Origin of the sequence: Hydrogenophaga sp. (assembly GCF_030656115.1) — a bacterium.
In the GTDB taxonomy this organism is placed as follows: domain Bacteria; phylum Pseudomonadota; class Gammaproteobacteria; order Burkholderiales; family Burkholderiaceae_C; genus Hydrogenophaga.
The window spans coordinates 1-17,947 of sequence record NZ_JAUSOO010000069.1; the positions used below are offsets into that span (position 1 = coordinate 1).

At 64.1% G+C, this 17,947-nt stretch carries 14 protein-coding genes; 5 read left to right on the plus strand and 9 right to left on the minus strand.

Translation table 11 applies throughout. The features are described 5' to 3' along the window. A partial coding sequence (locus Q7J58_RS09705; RefSeq protein WP_304826842.1) for a transposase occupies positions 1-207 on the minus strand: 207 nt, incomplete at its 3' end. Between the two features lie 435 nt (positions 208-642). Here Q7J58_RS09705 and Q7J58_RS09710 point away from each other — a divergent pair. Together Q7J58_RS09710 and Q7J58_RS09715 are read left to right on the plus strand one after the other, a co-directional pair. Next, entirely contained in the window at positions 643-1,296 is a 654-nt protein-coding gene (locus Q7J58_RS09710; protein ID WP_304826846.1) for a transposase, read from the plus strand. Positions 1,297-1,682: 386 nt separating this feature from the next. Then, positions 1,683-2,219 carry a hypothetical protein gene (locus Q7J58_RS09715; RefSeq protein WP_304826848.1) on the plus strand — a complete coding sequence of 179 codons (537 nt, stop codon included), beginning with the start codon at positions 1,683-1,685 and terminating at the stop codon, positions 2,217-2,219. A gap of 269 nt (positions 2,220-2,488) precedes the next feature. On the opposite strand, the gene Q7J58_RS09720 is transcribed toward Q7J58_RS09715, so the two are convergent. From Q7J58_RS09720 to Q7J58_RS09730, 3 genes are all read right to left on the minus strand, one after another. After that, entirely contained in the window at positions 2,489-3,064 is a 576-nt protein-coding gene (locus Q7J58_RS09720) for a Uma2 family endonuclease (protein ID WP_304826851.1), read from the minus strand. Between the two features lie 57 nt (positions 3,065-3,121). Next, positions 3,122-5,551 carry a penicillin acylase family protein gene (locus Q7J58_RS09725; RefSeq protein WP_304826853.1) on the minus strand — a complete coding sequence of 810 codons (2,430 nt, stop codon included), beginning with the start codon at positions 5,549-5,551 and terminating at the stop codon, positions 3,122-3,124. A 78-nt stretch (positions 5,552-5,629) separates the two neighbouring features. Then, positions 5,630-6,049 carry an Lrp/AsnC family transcriptional regulator gene (locus Q7J58_RS09730; RefSeq protein ID WP_304826856.1) on the minus strand — a complete coding sequence of 140 codons (420 nt, stop codon included), beginning with the start codon at positions 6,047-6,049 and terminating at the stop codon, positions 5,630-5,632. A 140-nt stretch (positions 6,050-6,189) separates the two neighbouring features. On the opposite strand from Q7J58_RS09730, the gene Q7J58_RS09735 reads away from it, so the two are divergent. From Q7J58_RS09735 to Q7J58_RS09745, 3 genes are all read left to right on the plus strand, one after another. Further along, a complete protein-coding gene (locus Q7J58_RS09735; protein ID WP_304826859.1) occupies positions 6,190-7,287 on the plus strand; it encodes an ornithine cyclodeaminase in 1,098 nt (365 codons plus the stop codon). Between the two features lie 156 nt (positions 7,288-7,443). Continuing rightward, positions 7,444-8,235: an ABC transporter substrate-binding protein gene (locus Q7J58_RS09740; RefSeq protein WP_304826862.1), complete on the plus strand. Its 792-nt coding sequence runs from the start codon at positions 7,444-7,446 to the stop codon at positions 8,233-8,235. A gap of 38 nt (positions 8,236-8,273) precedes the next feature. Beyond that, complete coding sequence (locus tag Q7J58_RS09745) at positions 8,274-12,098, plus strand: EAL domain-containing protein (protein WP_304826865.1); 3,825 nt, start codon at positions 8,274-8,276, stop codon at positions 12,096-12,098. A 52-nt stretch (positions 12,099-12,150) separates the two neighbouring features. On the opposite strand, the gene Q7J58_RS09750 is transcribed toward Q7J58_RS09745, so the two are convergent. The 5 genes from Q7J58_RS09750 to Q7J58_RS09770 form a co-directional block, all read right to left on the minus strand. Continuing rightward, a complete protein-coding gene (locus tag Q7J58_RS09750) occupies positions 12,151-12,462 on the minus strand; it encodes a hypothetical protein (protein WP_304826868.1) in 312 nt (103 codons plus the stop codon). A gap of 13 nt (positions 12,463-12,475) precedes the next feature. Further along, complete coding sequence (locus Q7J58_RS09755) at positions 12,476-14,833, minus strand: nitric oxide reductase activation protein NorD (protein ID WP_304826871.1); 2,358 nt, start codon at positions 14,831-14,833, stop codon at positions 12,476-12,478. A gap of 6 nt (positions 14,834-14,839) precedes the next feature. Then, on the minus strand, positions 14,840-15,643 hold the full coding sequence (locus tag Q7J58_RS09760; RefSeq protein ID WP_304826874.1) for a CbbQ/NirQ/NorQ/GpvN family protein: 804 nt from the start codon (positions 15,641-15,643) through the stop codon (positions 14,840-14,842). Between the two features lie 406 nt (positions 15,644-16,049). After that, positions 16,050-16,403 (minus strand): ribulose bisphosphate carboxylase small subunit, encoded by a 354-nt coding sequence (locus Q7J58_RS09765; RefSeq protein ID WP_304826877.1) that lies wholly within the window; start codon positions 16,401-16,403, stop codon positions 16,050-16,052. Positions 16,404-16,444: 41 nt separating this feature from the next. Beyond that, the gene (locus tag Q7J58_RS09770; RefSeq protein WP_304826880.1) at positions 16,445-17,866 is read right to left on the minus strand and encodes a form I ribulose bisphosphate carboxylase large subunit; all 1,422 of its coding nucleotides are present in this window, start codon (positions 17,864-17,866) and stop codon (positions 16,445-16,447) included. Between the last annotated feature and the right edge of the window lie 81 nt (positions 17,867-17,947).

Genomic DNA, 17,947 nt, shown 5'->3' on the forward strand with positions numbered 1-17,947 from the left:
GTTGAACAGGCACTTGATGCTCAGGCAGAACTGAATGGCTGCCTCGGAGAAGATTCGCTGGCGTCCTCGCTTGCCACTGGCCGGGGCGTACCACTGCATGTCTTTGTCCAGCCAGATCGTCAGCGACCCTCGGGCTTTGAGCGCGGCGTTGTACGCGGCCCAGTTGGTGGTCTTGTAGCGCGTCTTGGCGTCCTTGGGTTCGGTCATGGGTGGAGGCTACCAGTACGGTTGGGCAGCTTTGTGCAACAGAGCCGGCTGAATGGACACAACGGCCTTTGCGGCTGGTCGGTGCATTTTTGGACAACAGAATGCGAAATGGATCTGGGTCAGGTTGGCCACATCGGATTTGGGGCTACAGTGCAAGTACCGGATGAGATCACGGATTGGATCGCGTGGCGGGTTGGGTGGAAAACGGGTGTGCCGGGTTTTATATATTTGTGCGAAACGCGAGAAAAATCTCGCAAGTCATTGATGCATATAAATTTCATGGAAAATGCTGTGACCAGAATATTCCGTACCATCCAGTTTATTCCGTAGGTATTGCGGTATGCATTGCGTTGAACTAAACCGCTGACGCGGTGGCTGGTGCGCAAGCACTGCCACCGCGTTTTGCAGGGTGCAGGGCTTGCAAAAGATGGTGTTTTGCGCAGCCTGTCGGTGCGCACCATTGAGTGCTACACCGAATCCATCAGCCGCCTCACGCGCCACTACCGGCGGACACCGCCACTGGCAAACCACTCCTGCCGCAACCGCCACTGCTCCACCTGCGGCGCGCGCGCCAAAGACGCCTGGCTGCAAGCGCGCCTGAATCAAGTGCTGGAGGTGCCTTGCACCCACCGCACGGCCATTGGCAACGAGCGCATCCTCAGTCTGCAGGGTGATGAAGTCGTCATCAGCGCCCGCGCCAAACGCAGCGAAGGCCAGGCGGGTGAGCAGGGAAAGAAGCGCACGCTGCGCCTGCGCGGGCCAGACTTCATTGGCCGCTTCATGCAACACGTTCTGCCCAGCGGACTCAAACGCATTCGGCACTACGGCCTGTTGGCCAACCCCAACGGGACCAAGCTGGCGCAGGCCAGAGCGGCGCTGCACATGCCCGCGCCCAACCCAAAGGCGCAGGCATGCGCGCAAGACTTCATGGCGCGGGTGGCCCGGGTGAACATCCACCAGTGCCCGGTGTGCCAGCAAGGGCGCCTGGGTGTGGTGCAGACCTTGGCGAGAGCCAAACACCTGCCAGACCCGTTTGAGTGCAGCGCCAGAAAAGCCAACAGCCGGGCACCACCAGCGCAGGGGCCGTGATCGAGACCGTCACCACCGTCTTTATGAACACCTCAAACCCCTGGTTCAACTGCTCAACAAACAGTTGCGCCAGGGGCGGGTGTGGGCGCTTGGCTGGGCTGCCCGATTGCGCCGCTCACGGGCTGAGAAAAATGTGGCGGTGGCCGCGCAACAGACCGGAACTGTGGCCCGAAAAAGGACTTTGCAGGCGCCCAGTCAAGCCATAATGACTTCCCATGGCGGGGGCTGAAATCATCAATCCCCTATTCCGTTGATTCCCACACCACCGCCTCTGCTGCGGTTTAGCTCAACATGGAACACCCACCGCGAATGACGTCATCGCCGCTGGCTGGCTTGGCTGGTGCGGTAGATAAACGCTAAGTGTTAGGTTCCATCAAATTACGCATATGTACATTTCACAGACTTATCTTGGGTTCTCATCAAGTAGTGCAAAGGTGTACGTCTACTTCTTGTCAGAGCCATACATGTCGAATCGCCAAAGCGATTTACATGAGGTCTTTTTAAAAAGAGCAGCAGAACTCGGCCTATCAACGGGCCCCAATGTCGCGGTCCTGCTTCCAGCCTCTGGGTGTGAAATGAGCGTACTCGGAGATATGAAAGACTCCCCGCACTCTCCCTTGCAAGATTTCTACATAAAAAATGTCAGAGACCACCTGCCTGGCCTCCTAGTCACTAGGCAGCCACTGGATACAGCAGCAGGTATAAAGAGCGCCGTTTTCTTCTCGTTCAATACAGCAGAACATCCTTTCAGGGCAGCAAAAGAGCTTATCCAGAAAATCTCTGAGGAGCCTAAGGATGGCGCCTTAATCAAGGCTCTTGAGGGGCTTAACAAGTTTGTAATTCTTGAGCCAAACTTCAACGGAATTGGATTGAACATCAATCACATAGTTGAGTTGCTCATCGAAAAACTGAGACGACGATGAGGAGTGTCAAGTGTTGTTCAGGTCGATATCTCTCTCATCTACCATCAGCGTGAATTGACAAGTGAAGTGCAACACCAAAATTTCAGGCAGCCGCACTGTGAAAACCTTCCACTCCGCGCCCCAGCCTAATCGGGTAGCCGGGAGTCTCTAACTGTCAAGTTCCGCCTGTTTATAAACACGCTTATTGAAGAGCTCCGGCTTTTTCTTGCGCCAGTCATTGAAAATATCGACCGGTGAAAAGTGTCCCAGCGAGCGCTGTAGGTCCGGTTTTATTCCAACAAATCCGCCACCACGCCCACCCAGCCCACGCTGGCCAGTTCCACGCTGGCCAGTTCCACGCTGGCGCTGGCACCCATGCTGGGGAACAGCTCCCAGCGGTTGGCGGCGTTGCGCCGGAACACATCCACCTGGGCCGTATCGGGGTCGATGAGCACGTACTCTTGCAGGCTGTCCAGCAGGCGGTAGTGGGCAAATTTGCCGCCTCGGTCAAAGGCGGCGGTGCTGGGGGACAGCACTTCGACGATGACCTTGGGCTCGGCGAGGGCCATGGATTGTGGGTCGGCCAACTCGGTGGGTTGGCAAGCCACCACCACATCGGGGTAAAAAAAGCTGTTGCTGGCCTGTACTCGCACCCGCACGTCGGACACAAACGCACGGCAAGGGCCACCTTTGAGGTGTTGTCGCAGGCTGGCACCGGTGGCCAGCGTGGCTGCGTTGTGCGCCAATGTGCCACCGGCCATGGCGTAGACCTGTCCGTTGATGAACTCGCTGCGCGTTTCCTGGGTAGCTTCCCATTCCAGGTATTCGGCCGCGGTCAGGGGGGTGTTGGGGAGTGGGAGTGACATGCCCGAATTCTGGCACCAACCCGCTGCGGGCGGGTCACTTGGTGAAGACCAAAAATCTCAAGGCACCAACACAGCCCGCGCCACCGCATGCGCCTCCACCTGCACCGGGTTGAACCACCATGCGGTGCGCTGGCCGGCGGCCCACAGGCGGGCCTGGTCGTTCTGGTGGGGTTGGAAGTGGCGTTCGCTCACGCCGCCGGCCAGCACGGCTTCGATCTTGTCGGGGTCGCCAAAGTCCACCACCAGTTGCATGGACGCGAAGAACTTGGTGTCGAACGGGGCCATGAAGTCGTACACGCCGCGGTTCAGGGTTTCGCCGCTGCCGGACTTGTCGATGGAGAAGCCGCCCACCAGCTCTTGCCCGGCGCCTTTGCGGCGCAGCGGGCTCACAAAGGCAAGGCGGTGGGCTTTGCCCCATTGCCATGTCGACACGTCTTTGCCTTGCTGCGCCTCGATGGTGGCGCGGGCGCGGGGGGCGGCGCTGCGGATCACATCGGCCAGGGTTTCCTGGCGGTCGGGGGTGCGCACATCGTCGAACCACGCGGCGTTGGGCGTGGCCACCAGGGCGGCAAAGCGCTGCTGCCAAAAGTACCAGCTGGACAGCATGTCGCCCGCGGTGTCGGCGCCGAGTTCGTCCACAAAGGTGCCCAGCGCCACTTCGCGGTAGAGCGCCTGGTACACCAGCGGCGCGGCGGCTTCGGCGCGGTCCACGCCGTCCCAGGCGGCCAGCAGCGCGGCCAGGTCGGCGTGGGCGGGGTCGTTTTGCAGGGCGGCGACCAGCAGCGGGCGCAGCACGTCGCTTTGCAGGTTGCGGTCGTCGCGCATCAGGGCCCAGTGGTCGTCTACCCGCATCTGGGTGGCGCTGCCCAGCACCTGGCGCATGCGCTGGTAACGGTAGTCGGGGGCCACGTAGTTGGTGTAGTACCAGGGGAAGCCGTCGGGGCGGGTGTCGTGGTTGGCGGTGCCCACCCAGGCGCGCGCGGGGTTGAGCTGGCCGGGCATGCGGTCTTTGGGGATGAAGCCGGTCCAGTCGTCGCCACCGTCGGCCGGGGGCAGGCGGGGCGCGCTGCCGTCGGCCCCGGCGCGGATGGGCACGGCGCCGCTGGCGCGGTGGCCGATGGCGCCTTGCGCGTCGGCAAACACGAAGTTGAACATCATGAGGTCGATCTTTTGCACCTCGGCATCAAAGGCGGCGGCGTTGGGCGCGGTCAAGAAGCCTTCCAGGCCGATGACGGGGCCGAGCACTTCGGCGTCGGTGGAGCGCAGCACCAGCAGCTTGTCGCCCTTGGGGCCCAGGCCGGGGTGGTCGCTGATGACGGGGCCGCGTTTCGTGGTGCGCACGGTGAGTGCGTGCTCACGCACACCGCCGGGGGCTGCGCTGTCTTTCACGCGAATGGTTTCGTTCACGGTGCCCAACGGCACGCTGCGCCCGCCGTCCAGGTAGTGCTGGGGGTTGGCCGGGTCCAGCGTTTCAATGTAGAGGTCTTGCACGTCGCCATAGGCGTTGGTCACACCAAAGGCCACATGCTGTGTGCGCCCCACCAGAATGCCAGGCACGCCGGGCAGGGCTGCACCCACGGCCTGGATGCCGGGGGCGAACAGGCCCACGGGGTGCCACATGCCGGGCAAGATGCGGTTGTCCAGGTGCGGGTCGTTGGCCAGCATGGCGTGGCCCGAGGCGCTGCGCGAAGGGCCCACGGCCCAGTTGTTGGAGCCCAGGCCCTGGTGGTTCAGGGTGTCGGGGCGCACCAGCAGGTGCTCCCAGTTCAGGCCGAGCGCGGCGGTGTGTTCGGCCGCAGGGGCTGGTGCGGCGGCCTGGCGGCGCACGCTGCTGTCGGGCCAGTCGGGGTTGTTGAGCAGCGGAAAGAGTTCGCGGGCACGCTCTGGGCCGATCTGGTCGATCAGCTTTTGTGCCACCACCTCGGTTTTGAAATTGGTGGCGTGGGTGTGGTGCACAAAATGCACCAGCGTCACCAGGTCGGCCACGCTCCAGGGGCGCGGCGCCAGCCCGGCAATGCGCAGCTCCACCGGGTGGTCGGCGGTGTGCTCGCTCACATAGGCGTTCACCCCGTCCACATAGGGTTGCAGAAACGCGCGGGTTTCAGCGGATATGTTTTGCGCATGGCGCTCGCCGTTGCGGGCAATGCCCAGCACGCGCATGCGGATGTCGCTGGGCAGGGCCGCTTCGCCAAAGCTGGCGGCCAGCTCGCCACGCCAGGTGGCGCGAAACAGCTCCATTTGCATCAGCCGGTGCTGCGCGGTGACGAAACCCTGGGCCCGAAACAGGTCGGGCGTGTTGGTGGCAAAGATGTAGGGCACGCCGTGGCCGTCGCGCAGCACCTTGACCGGCGCAGTCAGGCCGCTGAGCTTGAGCTCGCCGTCGACCTGGGCGCGGCCCGCGCTGCGCAGCCATCCGTAGGCCCCCAGCGCGGCCAGCAAAGCCAGCAGCAGCACGGCCGCCACCAGCCATTTCAAGGTTCGAATCACGGGTGTCTCCTCGTTGTGTTGTGGGCGCACATGGTACCTGCGGGCCGGCGCCGGAGGTGTCGCGGCGGGGGACGAAACTCAGCGGTAACTGGCCAGGTGGATGCTGGTTTCGGTGCCGCGAATGCCGCTGATCAGGCGCACGCGCTCCAGCACGTCCGACAGTTCTTTCATGCTCCCCACCTCCAGCTCGGCCAGCAGGTCCCAGCGGCCGTTGGTGTCGTGCAGGGCGGCCACGCCGGGCTCGCCCAGCAGGCTGGCGATCACCCGCCGGGTCTGGTTGCCTTCCACCTGAATCCCCATCCAGGCCTTGATGCGCTCGGGTTGCGCTTCGGGCCGCAGGCGCACGGTGTAGCCCACGATCACCTGCGTGTCTTCCAGTTTGCGCAGCCGGTTGGTGACGGTGCCGCGCGACACCTGGAGCTTGTGCGCGAGGTCGGCCACGGAGAGCCGGGCGTCTTGCCGCAGCAGGGCAATGAGTTGTTGGTCGAGTTGGTCCATGGGCAAAACGCCAATCAAGGTTGCCGGAATGTGCAATTTTCTGCCATTTTTCTACGTTCTTGCCGATTTTCATTGCCGCGCCACACCGGCAAACTGGGTGCACAGCTTGGCAAGCCGACGCCAACCCACCGGAGACGAGCATGAACAACACCGCAATCACCCAATTCCGCGACACCGGCACCCTGTACCTGAGCGCGCCCGAAGCCGCCGAGCTGGTGCGCCGCCTGGGCCTGCCGCACTGCCTGCAACACATGGCCGAGCACATCCGTGCCGACTTTCTGCGCTGGGCCGACTTTGACAAAACCGCCCGCGTGGCGGCGCATTCCAAAAACGGCGTGATCGAGCTCATGCCCGTGGCCGACGACCACCGCTACAGCTTCAAGTATGTGAACGGCCACCCCGGCAACACGCGTTTGGGGCTCTCCACGGTGATGGCGTTTGGCGTGCTGGCCGACGTGGACACCGGCGCCCCGCTCTTCCTGAGCGAGCTCACGCTGACCACCGCGCTGCGCACCGCGGCCATGTCGGCCCTGGCCGCCAAAACGCTGGCCCGGCCCGAAAGCCGCGTGATGGCGCTGATTGGCAACGGCGCGCAGAGCGAGTTTCAGGCGCTGGCGTTCCAGCACCTGGTGGGCATTGAAGCGCTGCGCGTGTTTGACGTGGACCCCGCCGCCAGCGCCAAGCTGGTGGCCAACCTGAAGGGCAGCGGCCTGCAGATCACGGTGTGCCAGAGCACGGCGGAGGCCGTGCACGGCGCCGACATCGTGACCACCGTGACCGCCGACAAGGCGATGGCCCTGATCCTCACGCCCGACATGATTCAGCCCGGCATGCACCTGAACGCCGTGGGTGGCGACTGCCCGGGCAAGACCGAGCTGCACGGCGACATCCTGAACGCGGCCAAGGTGTTTGTGGAATACGAGCCGCAATCGCGCATGGAGGGCGAGATCCAGCACCAGCCGGCCGACTTTGCCGTGACCGAACTCTGGCAGGTGCTGCGCGGCGAACGCGCCGGGCGCGACAGCGCCGAGCAGGTCACCGTGTTTGACTCGGTGGGCTTCGCACTGGAAGACTTTTCGGCCCTGCGCTTCATGATGGACAGCGCAGTTGCGCTGGGCATGGGCGAGCACATGGCGCTCATTCCGCAGTTGGCGGACCCGAAGAATTTGTTTGGCACGCTGGGCCGGGTCGAAGGCGTGAACCGGCCAACCCAGCCCGCCGCAGCCTTGCCCGGCTGATCGCAGGGCCGCTTGGTTCGCGGGTTGAACGCTGGCAAGCGCGCCCACTGTTGGCAGCAAAACCATGCCGATGGCACGGAGTAGCCTGCGCAAAAAGCGATGCGATAGACTGCGGCACTTACTTTCCGTCGCACTTGACCACTTCCGAACGCTGCCATGAATCGGCTTTTTCTTGTGATGGGTTTGCTGGGCATGGGCCTGTCAACCCTGGCCGTGGCAGATGAAAGCACCAGGCTTCAACGCATGGCCTCCAGCAACACCTTGCGCGTGTGCATTTGGCCCGATTACTACAGCATCACCTACCGCAACCCCAGGTCCTTGCAACTAAGCGGCATTGACATTGACAACGCCCGCGACCTGGCCAGCGCCCTGGGCGTGCAAGTGGCGTTCGTAGACAGCTCTTTTGCCCGGTTGGTGGACGACGTCACGTCAGACCGGTGCGACCTGGCCATGTTTGCCATCGGTATCACACCGCAGCGGCACCACAAACTGCGCTTCACACAGCCCCACCTGGTGAGCGATGTGTACGCCATCACCACGCGCACCAACCGGCGCATCCAGAACTGGGCCGACATCGACCAGGAAGGCACCGTGGTCGTGGTGGCCAAAGGCACCCTGCACGAAAACCTGATGAAAGCCCGGCTCAAGCAAGCCCAGCTCAAGGTGGTGGACACCCCGGCCGCTCGCGAACAAGAAGTGCAGGCGGGCCGGGCCGACGTGTTCATGACCGACTACCCCTTCAGCCGCCGCATGCTGGAGCAAAACGACTGGGCGCGGCTGGTGGCACCCACCGAAACGTACCACCTGACCTCTTACGCCTGGGCCATGAAACCGGGCGACGACGCCTTTCACGCCCGGGTTGAAAAAGAACTGGTGGCCATGAAAGCCGATGGTCGGCTGCTGAACAACGCCAAGCGCCATGGGCTGGAACCCATTGTGGCGCGCTGAGCCGTTGAGGCTGCTGGTTTTGACGCCGGACGTGTTCCATGCTGAGCGCTGAACTGGACCGCGCGTCCCGCCTGCTCTGGTCCGCCGTGGCGGCCGCGGTGCTGGTGGCCTGGCTGGGCGCATTCGGCTACACGGCGCTGCGCCTGCGGGAACAGGCCATTCAAGATGGCCTGGCCTCCACCCGGCTGCACGCCACCAGCCTCGAAGACAGCCTGACACAGGCGCTGCGTGTGCTGGAACTGTCGGGGCAGGCTTTGCAAGAGCAATTCACCGACAACCCCGGCTCCATGGCCGGGCTGAATCAGGAATTGCAACGCCGCGTGCGCAGCATGCCATTTGCCCGCTCGCTGTCGATTGCCGACAGCGAGGGCCGCATCGTGGCCAGCTCCAACGCCGACAACGTCCGCACCCACATTGACCTGCGCAGCGCGTACCCCCAGGCAATGCCCGACGTTCCGGTGGTGCGCGTGGGTCAAGCCATGCCTGGACGCGACTGGGCACAATGGCCTGAAGCCGCCAGCAGACCCACCGCTCACGAGGCCAGCAGTTTTGTGCCCATGTACCTGCCCTGGACGGCAGACGGCCGTGTGTTTTGGTGGGTGGTCGCGCTGAATTTCGATCACTTCCATACCCAGGCCAGCGTGTTGTTCGGCGCCGACGCGTTGCAGGCACAGTGGGTCCGTTACGACGGTGCCCACCTGAGCACCACCGACAACCGTGCAGCCGCACCCACCCTGGCCTCCCGTGCCCACACCCTGGGGCAATGGATGGAAGCGCAGGACTTTGCCACCCGCACCTGGCAAGACGCCGACAGCGCAGACACAGCAGACGCACCCGCCTCCAGCCTGATGAGCTACAGGGCCTCCAGCCAATACCCGCTGGCCGTCAGCGTCTGGCTACCCCAACGCGTGGTGTTGGACCGCTGGGTCCACGAATCCCAGCGGCGCGCCTTGGGACTGATCCCGCTGCTGCTGCTGCTGGGCATCCTGGGCTGGGCACTCTGGATCTACCGGGAACGGCTGGCCAGGCAACAAAACGAGCTGGACCAGCAGCGCCAACTGGACCAGCGCGTGGTGCACAACGCGTCCGACGCGATCGTGGTGACCGATGCACAAGGACACATTCAGTCGGTCAACCCCGCGTTCGAGACCCTGACGGGCTTCAAGGCCCATGAAGCCTTGGGGAAAAATGCCCGACTGCTCGGCTCAGGCGAGCACAGCCCCGCCTTTTTTGCCGATGTTTTCCGGCACGTGCTGGAGCAAGGCACCTGGAAAGGGCAGGTGATCAACCGCCACGCCGCTGGCCACACCTACGTGGCCAGGATGTCGATCAACGCCATCCGCGATGCGCAGGGCGCGCTGCAACATTTTGCGGGGGTGCTGACCGACATCAGCCAGCAAACCCGCATGCAGGCCGCGCTGCGCGACAGCGAGGAACGCATGAAACTGGCGCTGGAAGGCGGCGACCTGGGCGCCTGGGACTGGGACATTCCCAGCGGCCAGGTCATCGTCTCGCCGCGCTGGTGCCAGATGCTGGGACTGGAGCCGCGCGAAACCGTGCATGTGAGCGAATGGGAGCACCGCGTGCACCCGCAAGACCTGGAGCGGGTGCACCAACAGCTCACCGAACACCTGCAGGGGCGCAGCGCCAACTACGTCTGCGAGCACCGGGTCCGGCATGCGCAAGGCCACTGGCTCTGGGTTCAGGACACCGGGCGCATCACCCAACGCGATGCCGAACGGCACGCGCTGCGCATGGTGGGCGTGCACCAGGACATCAGCCAACGCAAAGCCGCAGAAGATGCGCTGCAACTCGCCGCCAGCGTGTTCAGCCACGCCCAGGAAGCCATCATGATCACCGACCCGGCGGGCACCCTGATCGACGTGAACCAGGCCTTCGTCAGCATCACCGGCTATGCGCGCGACGAAGTCATTGGCCGCAGCACCAGCCTGCTCAGCTCCGGGCGGCAAGGCAAGGCGTTCTACGAAACCCTGTGGGCCAGCCTGAACGGACAGGGTCGCTGGACCGGTGAAATCTGGAACCGCCGCAAGTCCGGCGAGGTGTACGCCGAGTTGTTGACCATCAGCGCGGTGCAGGGCTCGGATGGCCACGTGCTGCGCTACGTGGCGCTGTTTTCCGACATCACCCGCCAAAAAGAACACGAACAGCAACTGGAGCACATTGCCCATTTCGATGCACTGACCGGCCTGCCCAACCGGACTTTGCTGAGCGACCGCCTGCAACAGGCCATGGTGCAGACCGAACGGCGGGGCAAAAAGTTGGCCGTGGTGTTCCTGGACCTGGACGGTTTCAAGGCCATCAACGACAACCACGGCCACGCCGCCGGCGACATGCTGCTGATCGCGCTGGCCGAGCGGATGAAACAAGCGCTGCGCGAAGGCGACACCCTGGCGCGGCTGGGTGGGGACGAGTTCGTGGCCGTGCTGTCGGAGCTGTCGGAATTTGCGGAAAGCCTGCCGGTGCTGGAACGCCTGCGTTTGGCCGCTGCCGAACCGGTGCACAGCGAGAAATACCCCTCGCTGCAGGTATCGGCCAGCCTGGGGCTGTCGTTCTACCCCCAGACCGACAACACCACCGCCGACCAACTCATGCGCCAGGCCGATCAGGCCATGTACCAGGCCAAAATCAGCGGCAAGAACCGTTACCACGTGTTTGACACGTCGCACGATCAATCGCTGCGTGAACTGCACGAGAACCTGGACGCGGTTCGCCAGGCGCTGAAAAATCGCGAGTTCGTGCTGCACTACCAACCCAAAGTGAACATGCGCACCGGCCAGGTGCTGGGTGCAGAAGCGCTGGTGCGCTGGAACCACCCCACGCGGGGGCTGCAGCTGCCCGCGCACTTCTTGCCTACCATCCAAAACCATGCCCTGGGCTTGGCCCTGGGCGGGTGGCTGCTGCATGACGTGCTGAGACAAATCGCCCACTGGAAAGCGCAAGGCTTGCGCCTGACCATCAGCCTCAACCTGAACGCCCAGCAACTCACCAGCGACCTGGTGCCCTTGCTGGAACAGGCACTGGCGCAGCAACCCAGCGTGGAGCCGGGTGACTTGCGCCTGGAGGTGCTGGAGACCACCGCACTGAACGACATGGACGAGGTGTCGCTTCTGATGCAGCGCTGCGAGGCGCTGGGGGTGGATTTCTCGCTCGACGACTTCGGTACCGGGTACTCGTCGCTCACCTACCTGCGCCGCTTGCCCGCGCAGGAACTGAAGATCGACCAAAGCTTCGTGCGCAACATGCTGGAAGACCCCGACGACCTGGCCATTTTGCAAGGCGTGTTGGGCCTGGCCCGGGCGTTCCAGCGCGAAGTGATTGCCGAAGGAGTGGAAACCACCGCGCACGGCTGTGCGTTATTGCGCATGGGCTGCGAACATGCGCAAGGCTACGCCATTGCGCGGCCCATGCCGGCGGCCGAATTGGCGGACTGGTGCCGCACCTGGAAGCCGCCCGTGGCGTGGTTGGGGTTGCCCCGTCTGGGTTCGGACCACCAACTGCTGCTGTTTGCGCTGGCCGAACTCGCGCGCTGCCGCAACGGCTTGCTCCATGCCACGGAACCCGCCACCGAATCCACCACGTGCGTGGCGCACTCCCGGCTGCGGTGTGGGGACGACTTCATCAGCCAGTGGCTGAAGCTGCTGGCCTCCGACCACCCCTGCCGCACCCGAGCGCACTGGGGCCGTTTGCAACAACTGCAGCAGCGCATGCGGCAGCTGCAAACGCCGTCCAACGGTACCGCCTACACGCCCCAGGCAACGCCTGAGCACCTGCGGCAAGAGCTGCTCAGCCTGACCAACGCGCTGGAGACCACGCTGCGCGCGCTGATCGACGAAGGGCTTTGAGCAGGCGCTCCTGAAAACCTGCCACGGCCGGTTCAGCGAACCGCTCAGCCTCTCAGTCGTCGTCGCCCAGCTCCGCACTCCAGCCGGCGGCCTTGGCGCGCTGCACGGCGTGGTCGTGGATGCGGGCGTGGCGCTGGGCCAGTTCGGGCGGCAAGCGACTGGGCAACTGGCCGTAGGGTTCCCAGGCTTTGTGCACGGCCTCGAACAGGTTTTGCATGTCGCCGGCACTTTTGCCGGCAAAGCCATCGCCCTCGGGCAGCACGCCGAACACCCAGGCGTCGCGGATGACACGCCCGGTCATGGTCATGCCGTGGTGGTCTTCCTGGTCCATGCCGGCGTAGCTGTGGGTGCGGGTGTGAATCATGGGGACTTTCAGGTTATCGGGTGAGGCCAGCATAAAGCACCGGCAGCTTCTCGGGCAGGCGTTCCACCTTGTCCACCACCATGTAATGCCGCTCGCCAAAAATTCGGCGCACATATTGGTCGGCGCGCGGGTCCAGGCTCATGCAGTAGGTCATGACGCCATTGCGCCCGGCCTCTTCCACCGCTTTCTTGGTGTCGTGGCGCAGGTACTGCGGGTCGCGCACGTCCACATCGGCCGGTTCGCCGTCGGTGATGACGAGCAACAGTTTTTTGGTTGAACGCTGCGCCTTGAGTGCGGCGCTGGCGTGGCGGATGGCCGCGCCCATGCGGGTGGAGAGCTGGCCGGTCATGCCGGCCAGGCGCGCTTTGGCGGTGTCGTCGTAGGGCTGGTTGAAGTCTTTGAAGCGCCAGTAGTTCACGTCGTGCCGGCCGTCGGAGCAAAAGCCGTGGATGGCAAACGGGTCGCCCACTTTCTGGATCGCATCGGCCAGCAACGCACACGCCGAACGCGTGAGTTCGAGCACCGTGTGGTCCTGCCCGGCCACCTTGTCGTTCGTTGATTGAGACAGGTCGAGCAGCACCAGCACCGAGATGTCGCGCGTCTTGCGCACGCTGCGCATCATGATGCGCGGGTCGGGCTGGCGGCCCATGCGCATCTCGATCACCGAGGCCAGCGCGGCGTTGAGGTCGATGTCGTCGCCGTCTTCCAGCTTGCGGATGCGCTGCACGCCCTGCGGCTGCATGGCGTCCAGGATGTATTTCATGCGGCCAATCAGGCGCCGGTGTTCGGCCAGAATGCCGTCGATCACCGCCACGTCACCCGCCTTGGGGCGGCGCTCTTGCACCGTGGCCCAGGCTGGGCGCTCCAGCTGAATCATGTGGTCCCACTCGCCGTAGTGCACCGGCGGCAGCACCGGCTCGCGCCCTTCGCTTTCATTGAACGACACGCCCAGGTCTTCGTAGGGAAAGAGTTCGGTGCCCAGCACCCAGATTTCCTGCGCGTCGTCGCCAGCGCCCTCCACTTCCAGCTCGTTCACAAACTCCATCAGGTTGACTTGCTTGCGCAGTTGCTGCGGTGGCTCGAAGCCGGCGGCGATGCTGCGCTCGAAGTCGAAGCCGTCGAAGGCCCAGAAGTAGCGGTTGTCGTCGCGGTAGGCGGCGGTCTGCAGGTCGGTGCGCGGCTGGAACGTGGGCCCTTGGGTCCGTTCGCGGTAGCTGTGCGCGAGTTGCACGCCCAACTCCCACGACACGGTGTTGTCGTGCGGATCGGCCTGCAGGCGTGGCAGCGCCTCGGCCAGCAGCGCACGGCCTTGGCTGATCCATGGGTGGGCGTCGTCGTACGTGGGGTCCAGCAGTGCGCGTGCCAGGCGGTTGAGCCAGTCGCCGGCTGTGGCGTGCTGCGTGGCCTGCACGGTGTGCAAGGGTGCCCAGAGCAGGCGCATGCCGGGGAAGCGGGCGAGGGTCAGCGCCTCGACCCGTGCGTCTTCCACCAGCCCGATCAGCGCCATCTGCCAGGGGCTCAGCGATTCGGCCGAAATCGGCTGGCGCGTGAACACCACGTGGGCTGCGGCGTGGGCGGCAGCGGCGCGGTACAGCTGGGTGGCGTCCACGGTGCCGGCATTGCCGTCCACTGCGTCGTAGGCGTCGGGCAGGTGGATGAAGTAGTCCTCGATGAAAGGGCGGTAGCCTTCGCGGCGTTCGTAGTCGCCCGCGGTCGGCTTCATGTAGAAGTCGCGCCCCCAGAGCGCGCGCAAATACATGTTGATGCGCCGCTGCACGTCCACCAGCAGCGTGCCCTTGCGCTCTTTCTGCAGCATGGCCAGCGACTCTTTGGACTGCAAGCCGAAGTACTGCACCTGCTCCTCGTAATTCGTGCGATGGGCTTGCGCACCCCAGGTGGCCCAGCGGCGCAGGCCGCCCAGGGTGAGCTGGCCAAACAGCGCGTCGAGCTGCCCCAGCATCGGCCGCAGCCCGCGCGGTGCCTGCGCCACCAGGGTGTTCAAAAATTGCAGGTACTGCATGAACAGCGCGCCATCGGCCAGGCGGCGCGCTGCCGTGGGTGCGGTGGCCAGCACCAGTTCAATCACCGCACCCGAGGTTTTGGACGCCAGCATGAGCGCGGTGGTGGCGAGTTCGCCCACCACGTCTTCGCCCACCTCTTGGGCCACCTGCGGAGCGCTGTCGATCCAGGCGTTGACCAGTTCGTGCCCGCGCCCTAGGCCGCGCAGGGCGGCAGCGCCCTTGACGTAGTTGTCCAGTCCACGCGCTGAAAACACCTTGGTGGCCTCGTGCCAGCTGTGCTCCAGCAGCTCGCGCGAGGCCGGTTCCAGTTGATCAATCCACTCGGTGTGGTCGTGCAGGTGGATGCTCATGGCCGCTTAGAAAAATGTTGCGACGGCGGCGTCGAGCGCGTCGCGCATGTCGGGGTCGTCCGTGATCGGGCGCACCAGGGCCACGCGGCAGGCGGCTTGCGCGGCCACACCCTGGGCAATGAGGCTGCCCGCGTAAATGAGCATGCGGGTGGAAATGCCTTCGTCCAGCCCGTGGCCTTTGAGGTTGCGCGCACGCTCGGCAATGCCGACCAGCTTGCCCGCCACATCAGCCGACACGCCCGTTTCGTGGGCCACGATTTCGGTTTCCACCGCGTGCTCGGGGTAGTTGAAATCGAGCGCGCCGAAGCGCTGTTTGGTGGACTGCTTCAGGTCCTTCATCAGGCTCTGGTAGCCCGGGTTGTAGGAGATGACGATCTGGAAGTCCGGGTGGGCCTTGACCAGTTCGCCTTTTTTCTCCAGCGGCAGCACGCGGCGGTTGTCGGTCAGCGGGTGGATCACCACCGTGGTGTCTTGCCGCGCTTCCACGACCTCGTCGAGGTAGCAGATGGCGCCGTGCCGCGCGGCCAGGGCCAGCGGGCCGTCTTGCCAGCGGGTGCCTTGCGCGTCGAGCAGGAAGCGGCCAACCAGGTCGCTGGCGGTCATGTCTTCGTTGCAGGCCACGGTGATGAGCGGCTTGTTGAGCTTCCAGGCCATGTACTCGACAAAGCGGGTTTTTCCGCAACCGGTGGGGCCCTTGAGCATCATGGGCATGCGCACGGAGTAGGCCGCCTCATACAGTTCGACCTCGTCGGCCACTGGGCGGTAGTAGGGTTGCGTTGTGACGCGGTAGGCGTCTAAGGTGTTGTCCATGTTCGTCTCCTTGTCCTTCATGCGGGGCTTTTGCTTTTGTTCTGTGGGGAGGTGCCGCGTGGCTACTTTTCCCCTTTGGCCTGCACCGCGTGACACGGCGCGCCTGACTCCGTTCGTGTCCTCCGACGGCCTGTGGCCGTCTCCCCCTTAACCTCACTGCGCCAGGCGCACCGTGTCACGCTCTCTGGTGTTCGTGGTGAATACCGGGGTTCGGGGAGCCCCCACCCCAACCCGCCCCCAGAGGGGGAGGGAGTCAGACATTCCCCCGCTCAGGGGCCGTGGTGTCCTTTTCCTTGTCCCACCGGGGAAATTGGGAGGTGGATTTCTTCGTCTTACTCCTTCCCCCTCTGGGGGAAGGTTGGGATGGGGGCAGGCGTGGGTCAGCGGCTGTAGCCCATTTCCACCATCAAACCGTCTTCCCCCGGAAAATGACCATGCTCGCGCCCTGCGACTGCTTGAAGTTGTCGTAGCCGATCAGGCGAATGTGGTTGTCCGGGTTGGCTTGGCGGCAGGCTTCGCATTCGGCCAGCACCGCGTCCACGTCGGTTTCGCCAAACATGGGCAGCTTCCACATGTACCAGTAAGAGTCCATCAGGTACTGCGGCTCAATGTGTTCAATGGCCGGGTTCAGGCCCTTCTTCACCAGGTACTGCACCTGCTTGCGGATTTCCTCGGTGGTCATGGCGGGCAGGTAGGAGAAGGTCTCGAACTTGCGGCTGGCCGGGTCGGAGAGGCGGGAGTTGTAGTCTTGCATGCTCATGATGGATGTCCTTTAAAAAATGAAGCTGTGTCCGAACCGGTTCACTTGTGGGCGATGTCGAGCTTGTCCACTGTGTCAAATTCGAACTTGATCTCTTTCCAGGTTTCCATGGCGATCTTGAGTTCGGGCGAGTGCTGGGCGGCGTCCATCAACACCGTCTTGCCTTCTTTCTCCACCGCCACGCCTTCGTTGCGGGCCTTGACGCAGGCTTCCAGCGCCACGCGGTTGGCGGCAGCGCCAGCGGCGTTGCCCCAGGGGTGGCCGAGCGTGCCGCCACCAAACTGCAACACCGAGTCGTCACCAAAAATGTTGACCAGTGCGGGCATGTGCCACACGTGGATACCGCCCGATGCCACCGGCATCACGCCGGGCATGGAGCCGAAGTCCTGGTCAAAGAAGATGCCGCGCGAACGGTCTTCCTTGATGAAGCTGTCGCGCATGATGTCGATCCAGCCCAGCGTGGAGGCGCGGTCGCCTTCGAGCTTGCCCACCACGGTGCCGGAGTGCAGGTGGTCGCCGCCGGACAGGCGCAGCACCTTGGTGAGCACGCGGAAGTGGATGCCGTGGTGCGGGTTGCGGTCGAGCACGGCGTGCATGGCGCGGTGGATGTGCAGCAGCATGCCGTTGTCGCGGCACCAGTTGGCCAGGCCGGTGTTGGCGCACAGGCCACCGGTCAGGTAGTCGTGCATGATGATCGGCGAGCCCAGTTCCTTGGCGTATTCGGCGCGCTTGTACATCTCTTCGGGCGTGGGTGCGGTCACGTTCAGGTAGTGGCCCTTGCGCTCGCCGGTTTCGCGCTCGGCTTTTTCAATCGCTTCCTGCACGAAGTCGAAACGCTGGCGCCAGCGCATGAACGGCTGGCTATTGACGTTCTCGTCATCCTTGGTGAAGTCCAGGCCACCGCGCAGGCATTCGTAGACGGCGCGACCGTAGTTCTTGCCCGACAGGCCGAGCTTGGGCTTGATGGTGCAGCCCAGCAGCGGGCGGCCGTACTTGTTCATGATGTCGCGTTCGACCTGGATGCCGTGGGGCGGGCCGCCGCAGGTCTTCACGTAGGCGATCGGGAAGCGGATGTCTTCCAGGCGCAGGGCGCGCAGCGCCTTGAAGCCGAACACGTTGCCCACCAGCGAGGTCAGCACGTTGACCACCGAGCCTTCTTCGAACAGGTCGATCGGGTAGGCCACGAAGGCGTAGAAGCAGGTGTCATCGCCGGGCACGTCCTCGATGCGGTAGGCGCGGCCCTTGTAGTAGTCCAGGTCGGTCAGCAGGTCGGTCCACACGGTGGTCCAGGTGCCGGTGGACGACTCGGCGGCCACGGCGGCGGCCACTTCTTCGCGGTCCACGCCGGGCTGTGGCGTGATCTTGAACACCGCGAGGATGTCGGTGTCTTTGACGCTGTAGTGGGGTTCCCAGTACATGCTGCGGTATTCCTTGACACCGGCGTTGTAGGTTTTCGTGGCCATGCTTGCTCCTGTTCGGGTGGTTCTGAATGCGGGACTGCGGTGCTCAACGCGGGGATAAACCTGGGGTAAACCGCTTTTGAA